At 38.4% G+C, this 11109-nt stretch carries 7 protein-coding genes; 3 read left to right on the forward strand and 4 right to left on the reverse strand.

What is annotated here, in order from left to right; genetic code table 11:
* Positions 1–157 precede the first annotated feature (157 nt).
* The 3 genes from CXF71_RS21905 to CXF71_RS03035 all read left to right on the forward strand — a co-directional run bounded on the left by CXF71_RS21905 (position 158) and on the right by CXF71_RS03035 (position 5437).
* A complete protein-coding gene (locus tag CXF71_RS21905) occupies positions 158–2647 on the forward strand; it encodes an alkaline phosphatase (RefSeq protein ID WP_101231519.1) in 2490 nt (829 codons plus the stop codon).
* Positions 2648–2711: 64 nt separating this feature from the next.
* Complete coding sequence (locus tag CXF71_RS03030; RefSeq protein ID WP_101231520.1) at positions 2712–4529, forward strand: endonuclease; 1818 nt, start codon at positions 2712–2714, stop codon at positions 4527–4529.
* 170 nt (positions 4530–4699) lie between these two features.
* Positions 4700–5437: a substrate-binding periplasmic protein gene (locus tag CXF71_RS03035; RefSeq protein WP_101231521.1), complete on the forward strand. Its 738-nt coding sequence runs from the start codon at positions 4700–4702 to the stop codon at positions 5435–5437.
* A gap of 13 nt (positions 5438–5450) precedes the next feature.
* Here CXF71_RS03035 and CXF71_RS03040 read toward each other — a convergent pair whose 3' ends face one another.
* The 4 genes from CXF71_RS03040 to tkt form a co-directional block, all read right to left on the reverse strand.
* Complete coding sequence (locus CXF71_RS03040; RefSeq protein WP_101231522.1) at positions 5451–5720, reverse strand: hypothetical protein; 270 nt, start codon at positions 5718–5720, stop codon at positions 5451–5453.
* 120 nt (positions 5721–5840) lie between these two features.
* Complete coding sequence (gene deoD / locus CXF71_RS03045) at positions 5841–6545, reverse strand: purine-nucleoside phosphorylase (RefSeq protein WP_101231523.1); 705 nt, start codon at positions 6543–6545, stop codon at positions 5841–5843.
* A gap of 385 nt (positions 6546–6930) precedes the next feature.
* Entirely contained in the window at positions 6931–8565 is a 1635-nt protein-coding gene (locus CXF71_RS03050; RefSeq protein ID WP_101231524.1) for an HNH endonuclease signature motif containing protein, read from the reverse strand.
* A gap of 252 nt (positions 8566–8817) precedes the next feature.
* Positions 8818–10809, reverse strand: a complete 1992-nt coding sequence (tkt, locus tag CXF71_RS03055) for a transketolase (protein WP_101231525.1) — start codon at positions 10807–10809, stop codon at positions 8818–8820.
* Positions 10810–11109: the final 300 nt, after the last annotated feature.

Consider the following 11109-nt stretch of genomic DNA (forward strand, 5'->3'; position numbering starts at 1 on the left):
TTAATATTTATTTATTAAAAATATATTGACCAAATGGTCAAGTTACTTTACATTCAAATACAACCTGACAATAGTGACAGGTTTTTATATTGAAACATAATCCGCCCTACTCAGTAGGGAATGTTTACTAAGAACTTTATGATTAGGCTTTAAAACCATGATATTTCGACCTTATTTTGTGTGTAAAAAACAGGAAAAAAAAACTAACTCTTATTCCGTTTCAGTAAAATTGTTAATTACCCTTTTTACGACTGTATTACTTAATCCAGTTATTAATGCTCAAACGCACAACAAAAATGAAACGACTATCAAAGTGGCGACTTTCAATGTCAGCATGGACGCGACAAACTACTTGCCTAAAGGTGAAATAGGCACAGGTGTAGAATTAATTAATGCACTTAAGAGTGATCATCAACAAATCAAAAATATCGCAGAAATCATTCAACGTTCACGTCCTGACATCATACTTCTCAATGAATTTGACTATATTGCTGACCCTAAACAAGGTGTTGAGCTATTTTTAAAAGAATACTTAGGAAAATCTCAACAAGGCACCCAGACCATTGATTATCCTTATTATTATTTTGCCCCGGTAAATACCGGTCTTAACACGCCATTTGATTTAGATAATAACGGTAAAAAAACAAATAACCTTGGTGATGCTCAAGGTTTTGGCCACTTCCCTGGTCATTTTGGCATGGTGTTGTTGTCTAAGTACCCAATAGAAAAACAAGCAATTAGAACCTTCCAAAATTTTCTCTGGAAGGATATGCCCAATGCAATTATGCCTATCGACCCAAGCACTAACGAGCCTTGGTATAACAGCCAAGAAGCCCAAATCCTGCGCTTATCTTCTAAATCTCACTGGGATATTCCCGTCAATGTGCAAGGAAAAATTGTTCATATATTAGCAAGCCACCCAACACCACCTGTATTTGATGGCAAAGAAGATCGCAATGGCGCGAGAAACCACGATGAAATTCGCTTCTGGCAAGATTATATTACCCCGAACAAAGGCAACTACATTTACGATGACGAAGGTATCAAAGGAGGTATTAAAATAGAGAGCCGCTTCGTCATTTTAGGAGATCAAAATGCCTCTAAAGATGAAGGCGGTGCACGTAAAGAAGGCATAGCAAACTTGCTCGCTAGCCCATTGACAAATAATGATATAACACCCGCTAGCATTGGAGGCATGAACAATAGTGACAGCCTTTTTTCTGCCAATCATACTGCTGGTTGGGGCATGCGAGCAGATTATGTTTTACCTTCTCGTTCAGGTTTCAAGCTACAAAAAAATGGTGTGTTTTGGCCAGAGAAAACCTCCCCTCTTTATCGTTTGATTGATACCCGTTCAGCTTCTTCAGACCATCGTTTAGTCTGGGCTGACTTAGCGCTAACAACGAAAGAGAAAGTCGCAAAAAATATTATCATGGTTATTGGTGATGGAATGGGACCTGCCTACACCACTGGTTACCGTTATTTTATGGACGATAAAAGTACACCTCTGGTAGAAACAACTGTGTTTGATGATTTATTAGCCGGCATGGTTAGTACTTATCCAGTACACACTCAAGGTTATGTCACTGACTCTGCTGCCGCAGCCACTGCGTTATCTACTGGACATAAAACTTATAATGGCGCCATCGGTGTTGATACAAATAAGAAACCTTTATTAACCCTAATGGAGTTAGCTAAACAATTAGGTAAAAAAACGGGCTTAGTCGTTACCTCACAAATTAATCATGCGACACCTGCCGCTTATTTTTCTCACAATGAAAGTCGTAAAAATTACAATGGAATTGCCGACAGTTACTTTGATAATCGGATAAAAGGTCAGTTTAAAGCAGACGTTATGTTGGGGGGCGGTACAAAATATTTTAATCGCCAAGATAGGAACTTAGTCAACGAATTCAAAAACGCTGGCTTCCAATATATTGATGATTTTTCCAAACTTGCTTCACTCAATAAACAACAAGCAGTATTAGGTTTGTTTGCAGAAATGGGCTTGCCTTGGACCTTAGATAATAAAAATAATAACCACCTGTTAACAATGACCAAAAGCGCTGTTAAACAATTAGAAAACGTTGACGGTTATGTCTTACTTGTTGAAGCTAGCCAAATAGATTGGGCTGGACACAGCAATGATATAGCTGCCGCTATGGGTGAAATGTCGGATTTAGCGAACACTTTAACTTGGCTAAAAAATTATGCAGAAAACAGCAATGATACTTTATTAGTTGCCACGGCAGATCATAGCACTGGCGGTTTAACACTTGGTGCTAAGGGTGATTACCGTTGGCAACCTGAGTATTTGAAAAGCTTAACCATGTCCCCTCAGAGCATTGCGGCAAAATTAGCACAACAAAAAAAGGGGGTCTCCGCAGAAAAATTATCGGCTTTACTTGGATTTCCTGTGTCTGCTCAGGAAGCTGATTTATTTATTAATCAAAAAGATGAAAAATTAATCTATCAAACGTTAAAACAATTAATCGATATAAAAACCAATACTGGCTGGACCTCAAGCGGTCATACCGGTATTGATGTACAGGTGTTTTCTACTGGCACTGGCGCTAACAATTTTACGGTGCATCAAACCAATACGGACATAGCAAACAAGCTATTTACCGTACTCAAATCACATTAACTCACAGCAATTAATACTAACTAAAAGACTCAATACCATTGAGCAAACAACCCAAAGGAAAATTATGAAAATACAAATGTTATCTGCAGTACTAGGCCTTAGCGTACTTACCAGCCATGCGAATGTCGTGATCACTGAATATGTTGAAGGGGGGAGCAGCAATAAAGCCATTGAAATTTCAAACTTAGGTAGCGCAGATGTCGACTTAGCCGCAGGAGGTTATAAACTCGATCTTTTTGCTAATGGTAAAACAGAAAGTACTAACGGTATTTTACTACAAGGTTTATTGACACCGGGCTCTAGCATTGTTGTTTATAATAATGGTGCAACAGATGCCTTTAAATTTGATGCTCCTCTCGGTATGTCAGATGCCAGTGCTACTTATTTTAATGGTGATGATGCCTTAGTACTTTCAAATGCTGATGGTGTTATTGATAGCTTTGGACAATTAGGCACAGATCCTGGTAGTAATTGGGGTGATGGTGATTTTGCCACTAAAGATCATACCTTACGCCGCAAAGTATCAATTACTCAAGGCGATGTCACTACAGATGATGCTTTTGACCCGTCAACTGAATGGTCAACTTTTGCTAAAGATACCGCTGATGGTTTAGGTTGTACTGGCGAAGTCGCTTGTGATGGATCCCAACCTTTACCTACTGCCGGTACGTTAATAGTTGACAGCACTACGCCTGTTGATGAAATTTGTACAAACTGCCCTGACATAACAAAAATTGCCGACCGTGCGACATATGTTCAAGCGAGTTATTACGCTAATGCAAATGCCGCTGAAGCGAATGCTTTACGTGCTGCAATCACCACAGATATCAGCGCAGTCCATAAGCAACTGAGCTATTCAGAGGTATGGACAGCATTAACTTACACCGATGAAGATCCCGCTAATAGTGACAATATTATTTTACTTTATTCTGGACGTTCTATAGCCAAAAAAGATAATGGCAGTGGTTCAGCTTCAAGTAATCAAGATTTTTGGAATCGCGAACACACTTGGGCAAAGTCTCATGGTTTCCCTGAGACTAGTCAGTTAGGTTATACCGATATACATCACTTACGCCCAACAGATGTTTCAATTAATAGTGACCGTGGTAATCGTGATTTTGATATTGGTGGTACTTCTAATGTCGAAGCACCTGCTAATATGAGCACAGCAGATACTTGGGAACCAAGAGATGAAGTCAAAGGTGATGTTGCCCGTATGATGTTCTATATGGATGTACGTTACGATGCAGGTACAGAAACCACCATGCCTGACTTAATATTAGTCGATAGTGTTGGTACAGCAACGAGCACTTTAAGCGATGGTACAGGTGAACTAGGTAAATTGTGTACCTTATTTGATTGGCATTCTCAAGATCCTGTAGATACCTTAGAAACAAACCGTAACCACAGCATCTATGAATATCAAGGAAACCGTAACCCTTTTATCGATCATCCTGAATGGGTTGATAGTCTTTATGCCTCAGCTTGTGGTGGTGCAGATGGTGGTGATGCTAATGAAGCACCAACAGTTTCAGCAGGTGATGAACAGTCCGTAGCCTCTGCTGCTAACGTTACTTTAACCGCGACAGCTACAGATAGTGATGGCAGTATTGCTAGCTATGATTGGACGCAAACAAGTGGTAAAACTGCGACTATTACTAATGCTGATAGCGCGTCAGCAACTTTTGTAACACCAAAAGTAGGTAAAGATGAAAGCTTAGTGTTCATGGTTACCGTTACTGATGATCTAGGTAAAACGAGTACAGCCTCTGTTACTATTAATGTAGCCGCTGAAGTGATAAATACTGAATCTAGTGGTGGTACTTTTTACTTTTTAATTGCAGGACTTACCTTACTATCAGTCAGAAGATTTAAAATTTAGTTTAACGTCCTTTAGAATAATTTAATGAGTCAAGTTGCCTTTTTTCAAGGTAACTTGCTTCACTTTTTTAACCGTACAAACTAGTCGTTATGACAAAAACCCCCTCCCCACTTTACTCCTATAGCAACTATACTTACATGACTAAACATCCCTAAAAGGTAATTGTTCCCATGCGGTTTATTGTTTACTCTATCATGTCATCCTTGTTATTTTTATCATTAGCAAGCCATGGAGAAACGCTAAGGGTAATGCTTTACGATACCAATAATCCACCCTACTCCTTTAAAAAAGAGGGTAAGCATCAAGGGATTTTTATTGATATTTTTCAACAGTTAGAAAAAATAAGCCCCTATAGATTTATCTTAATAGATTATCCTTTTGCTAGAGCACAGCACGAATTTTTCCTAGGGAATGTTGATATAGAACCCGGTATTTTCCATGGCTGGCGCATTGATGAAAAAGTATATGGTCAATACTCAATTACTTTTGCCAAAGCTGAAGATGTCATCGTTTTTAGAAAAGGTATGGCGTTCAATGTACAAACACCCGAAAACTTATTTGGCAAAACGGTTGGTACCGTCAGGGGCTATAAGTACGGTAGATATGATCATCCTGAAGTGCTTCGTCAAGATAACAAAGGTGAAGGACTTATTTTAAAACAGTTATTGTACAAACGCTTTGACCAAATTTTTATTGATAAACGAGTAATCCAATATTATATGCTTAAAGATAAAGCTTATCGTCAGCTAGAAATTGGTAATACGCTTTCATCCGTAAACGTTGGTCTAAGAGTCCATCCAAACAAAGTACATGCTTTACCTGCCTTAAACGCAGCAATACAACAAATGTTAACTACTGGGAAAATGAAAGAAATCTATCAAAAGTACCAATTAGCCGCCATTGACTAATAACGACCCTAACTCATGATTTACTGTTTATCGTAGCCAAGTTAATAAGACGTACCACTATAAAGCTTCGGTCAAACGTTCTGTTTGTCGGTAAAGGTCTTTGATTGGCAAAGGAAGTGGCTTTCATTACAAATTGAAATGTACCTTTTACTCCTTCTGGCGCTATCGCTTCCGTTTGAGCAATTAAGTTCATCGTACTCGTTACTGTGGCATTAGTTGCGTATTTGTGTGATGGACTACAGGTGCTAAGCGCTAACACTGATATTAAAAGTAAAAACTTCAAATTGACGACATCCTTGTTTTATATGACTAACGAAAAGTTTCGACTTCCTTTTCGTTATAAAGTTAACCTAGTGAAGCTGATAATCAGCTCCACATGAGTTTACAAAAGGTGTGGCAACAACTAAACAATACTTTCCAGTGTCATTTCTATCATCTCACCAAATTTTAATTGGCGATCTTCTGCAGACATTTTTTCACCTGTTTTGATATGGTCACTTACCGTAAGTAAACAAAGTGCTTTTTTTCCTAGTTCCGCAGCTACGCCATAAAGTCCAGCAGCTTCCATTTCTACAGCAAGAATTCCATATTTTTCAAGTTTTTTAAATACATCAAATTCAGGTACATAAAATAAGTCTGCCGAAAAAACATTGCCGACTTTAGGTGTTTTTCCTAATCGTTTAGCCGTGGTAACAACTTTCTCTAATAGTTCATAATTTGCTATCGCAGCAAAATCGAAATTATTAAGTCGTTGACGATTAACATTAGAGTCGGTGCTTGCTCCCATCGCAATAACAATGTCTTCTAACTGTATATCATCACGAATTGAACCACAGCTACCTACGCGAATAATATTCTCCACACCATAATCTCGATAGAGCTCAGTAGCATAAATAGACATAGAAGGGATACCCATGCCTGAGCCCATCACTGAAATACGCTTACCTTTGTATTCTCCTGTATAGCCAAACATATTTCTAACCGCGGTGACTTGCTTTACATTGGTTAGATAGTTTTCAGCGATAAATTGCGCCCGCAATGGATCGCCAGGCATGATAACTGTTTCGGCAAAATCACCGGCATGAGCTGATATATGTGCTGTTGGCATAAGAATGTCCTAATCGTTATTATATTATTTAACTACATTTACATTATAGTTACTTAGTAGAATTACATAATAATAAATACTTGACCATACAGTCAAGTTATAATAATGGTAAAAACAACCTGTCCTATTGCCATTTTCAATCTCAAATTGAAAGCTTAAAATAACCACTTGTAGCAAAAAACACGTCAATATTTATACTATATTAACACCATGAATAGCTCTAATCACAGTAATGTAAATAGCACAAAAATTACGGCGCAAGGAGGGAAAAATAAAAATCAAGAGTTCCGCTTTTTTGGTATAACTCAATAAAAAAGGTATTTAATCTTTAAGACTAAATACCCACAATTATGTTTTTATAGCGCTTTATAAACTAATAAACGGTTTATAAGTTTCCCCAAATATTTTCAATGTACTCAGGATGGTCAACAAAAGGGTTACGGTTTCCTTGATGGCCAAATGCAGCTTCGTTACGATCAATTTCTTTTTTGCTAACGGGATCGTTAGCATGCCACCGCATTAACATTTCTAATTGCCATAATTCAAACACTTGATTACTGCTACCATCTAAAATAGCATCACCATAAACTGAATTATTCTGCCAACTGCTAATAACATTTTCATAGCGAGTCGCCATATAAAAGTACGCTCGCGCTAAATCACCTTTAAATTCATCAATGGGTTCAAACACAGTACCGCTATAGCCTAAAGTACTCGTTGAAGAGCCTAATTTACTATTATTGGTTGAGGTAAAAGAGGCTGTTGCCACCTCCCCATAAGGGAAACCACTACGTTTTGAGTTGACATAACCATCGGTGGCATAAATGTGATGTACATCAGAGTTCATCGGCTCTACTTGGCCACCAAACCAACTCTTAGGGAAAGTATGCTCTCTATTGTAACAACCCCCTTCGCCACTATAATTACCACATTGATCGCTTACTTTAGTGTAAGTATAATTGTCAGTTGAAATAGGATTTTCAGAATAAATATCTAAAATTGAACCATCATTTTCAAAATAAACATCGAGTGAATGATTTTCATAAAATGTCCATAAAGCAGAATAACCTTGACCTGAATGGCCATTGATTAAGTTATGTAATTCTGTTTTTAAAGAATAACCCACTTGTGACGTTACCGTATCGTAATACGTGCCCGTGTAAGTGCCTGAGCCACCTCCTCCACCGCCAGAATTTCCTAGGGTAAAGGTTTTAGTTTCAGTACTAGCAAAACTGCTCCCCGAAATTAGCGCTGTTCCAGCCAAAGATAAATCATAAGACCCATTGCCAAAATTACAACAAATACCATCACCATAGCTGTCATTTATGGTGAAGGAATAATCGCCATCAGCTAAACAAAAGTTTTCATTATAATTTGAAGAGTTACCATAACTATTACCACTGGCCACTTCTTGATTACTCGCATTCATTAACGTCCAGCTGGTTTCATAACCGTAGTTGTCGGTGACTAAACTAAACGCAACATCATTAGTGCTGCAACTTCCATCTCCTGTTCCACCGTTTGATGCTTGGGTCGGCTGAAAATAATCTACATAAACAATTTCAGTACCATCAAAGCCCGACGTGTCATAAAAACGCAAACCAACCGCAATGTCTGTCGTTGAACTTGCAACATAACTATGAGTAACTTGCTGCCATTGATTGAGTAGGCTTTCATTGGAGTAGCCTTGATAGCCATCAATATATAAACGCGCTTTAACACCACCTTCGGTATGATATATTCCTACAGAAAACTCATAGGTTTGTCCTGCAACAACACTAACCATTTGCCTAAAGTCAGTTGAACCTTGAGTACCTGTATTCACTGTAATGGCAGCAGAGCTAGAGCCTTCTTGTGTTAAAGTTGTATTTGGATTAACACTAATGCCAGAATCAATTGTAGTCCAGCCTGTAGGTAATCCATCAGACCATGTTTCAAAACTTCCATTAGTAACGTCTGCTGCTGCATAGCTACTAACAACACTGAGTAATAAAGCAGCAATATTATTTTTATAATTCATTTATTGATCTCACTTTTATTGAATAATGATTACACCTCCCTATGTTCCTCTTGGCCTTGTATGTTGTCTAATCCATGAAACCGAACAAAATTCATACAGAGCCAGTACAAAATCAGTACTGATACAACCTAATTAAAACTGACCACATAGTCAACTAACAAGTAACAAAAAAATAACATTTTTCCTATTCATTTTAAGCCAAGCACTGCAAGTGTTAAGTTACAGCGCTAGGTAATAAAAAAACGGATACACTTATAATAATTTAGCCGTATTAACGACATTATCTACGGTAAAACCAAAATGCTCTAGTAACACTTTACCCGGAGCTGATTCACCAAATCGGCTGATACCGACTACAGCACCACGTAAACCAACATATTTCCTCCAAAAATCAGCATGGCCCGTTTCAATAGCGATACGTTTAGTGACTATTGAGGGTAAAACGTCTTCTTTATAATCATCGGTCTGAGCATCAAATACATTAGTTGATGGCATAGAAACTACCCGTATCTTTTGTCCTTGTGCTGAGAGTACTTTGGCAGAGTCCAAGGCTAGTTGTACTTCAGAGCCTGTAGCAATCAAAATCACTTCAGGTGTACCTTCACAGTTAGTCAGTATGTAAGCGCCTTTTTCAATGTCAGTAACCTGTTTTTTATTACGGATTATTGCCGATAAATTTTGGCGAGAAAAAATTAATGCCGTAGGTGCCTGTTGATTTTTTACTGCCATTTTCCAAGCAACAGCAGATTCTGTAGCATCACAAGGACGCCATGTTGTGAGATTAGGCGTGGTGCGTAAGTTTGTTAGTTGCTCGATTGGTTGATGTGTTGGTCCGTCTTCCCCCTGGCCAATTGAGTCATGGGTGTACACAAAAATATTTTGAATACCCATGAGTGCTGACATGCGAACAGCATTTCGGGCGTACTCCATAAACATCATGAAGGTAGCGCCGTAGTTGATAAAACCACCATGCAAAGATATGCCATTCATGATGCCGCTCATACCAAATTCACGTACACCATAATAAATATAATTACCCGCTGCATCACTTTCTATGCCCTTGGCATCTGGCCATAACGTCAGGTTAGAGCCGGCAAGATCGGCCGATCCGCCGAGTATTTCAGGTAAGATTGCTGCAAACTCAGTAATGGTGTTTTGTGACGCTTTCCGGCTGGCAATATTTTCGCCTTTGCTTTGACACAATTCGATATAAGCATCGGCTTTTTGCTCAAATTCTGCCGGTAGCTCTCCTTCAATAACCCTGCGCTTAAATTCCTCCGCTAGCTCTGGGTGCTCGGTACTATACGCTAAAAATTGTGCTGACCAGCTAAGGCTATTATCATGGCCTTGTTGTTTATGATCCCACTGAGCATAAATTTCTTCAGGTATGGCAAAACGAGTTGCATCAGGCCACTCTAAAAACTTACGGGTTGCAGAAATTTCATCATCGCCTAAAGGAGCGCCATGGCAATCATGCGATCCTGATTTGTTAGGCGAGCCAAAACCAATCACCGTTTTACAACAAATCATCGTTGGCTTATCAGTAACCATTTTGGCTTGCTCAATAGCATTGTGTATTGCCATAGCATCATGACCATCCACACAAAGTACATGCCAGCCATATGCAGCAAAGCGTTCAGGGGTATTATCAGTGAACCAGCCTTTAACTTCGCCATCAATAGAAATGCCATTATCATCCCAAAAGACCACTAACTTCCCTAACTTTAACGTACCAGCTAAAGAACAAACTTCATGAGAAATACCTTCCATCAAACAGCCATCACCTACAAAGCAGTAGGTAAAATGATCAACTATATTGTGCCCTTCTCGGTTAAATTGAGCCGCTAATGTTTTCTCTGCTATCGCCATGCCCACAGCATTAGAGATACCAGCACCTAGTGGTCCAGTTGTTGTTTCAACACCTGGGGTATAACCATATTCAGGGTGGCCCGGTGTTTTAGAATGCAACTGACGAAAGTTCTTTAAATCATTTATTGATAAGTCATAACCTGAAAGATGCAATAAGGAATAAATCAGCATAGATCCATGGCCATTGGAAAGTACAAATCTGTCACGATCGCACCAATCAGGATTTGTTGGGTCATGCTTTAAAAAATCTTGCCAAAGCACTTCAGCAATATCAGCCATACCCATGGGTGCTCCAGGATGACCAGATTTTGCTTTTTGAATAGCATCCATAGTTAATATTCTTATGGCATTTGCTCGTTTTTTACGTGACAACATTATTACTCCTAATTAGCACTATTTTATAAATAAAATTATATTCTATTTTTAAAATAATACTTTCCTGTCCATCTGGTCAAGAAAAACTTGACACAAGTGATGAGAAAGTGGAATCTAGTAAAGTCTCTTTACAGAACAATGATGCTCACTACTAATCTCATATAGCTAAATATGACTTAAGAGCAAAAAAAATTATTTTAAACATTGATAACTATTAGAGATTAACGAACTAACTTAGTGCTTATGTTTCAAGGCAGAATATTAATAATTACGTTAGTTCCTTTTACAACTTATGGGAAT

Origin of the sequence: Colwellia sp. 12G3 (genome assembly GCF_002836775.1) — a bacterium.
Lineage (GTDB): Bacteria > Pseudomonadota > Gammaproteobacteria > Enterobacterales > Alteromonadaceae > Colwellia.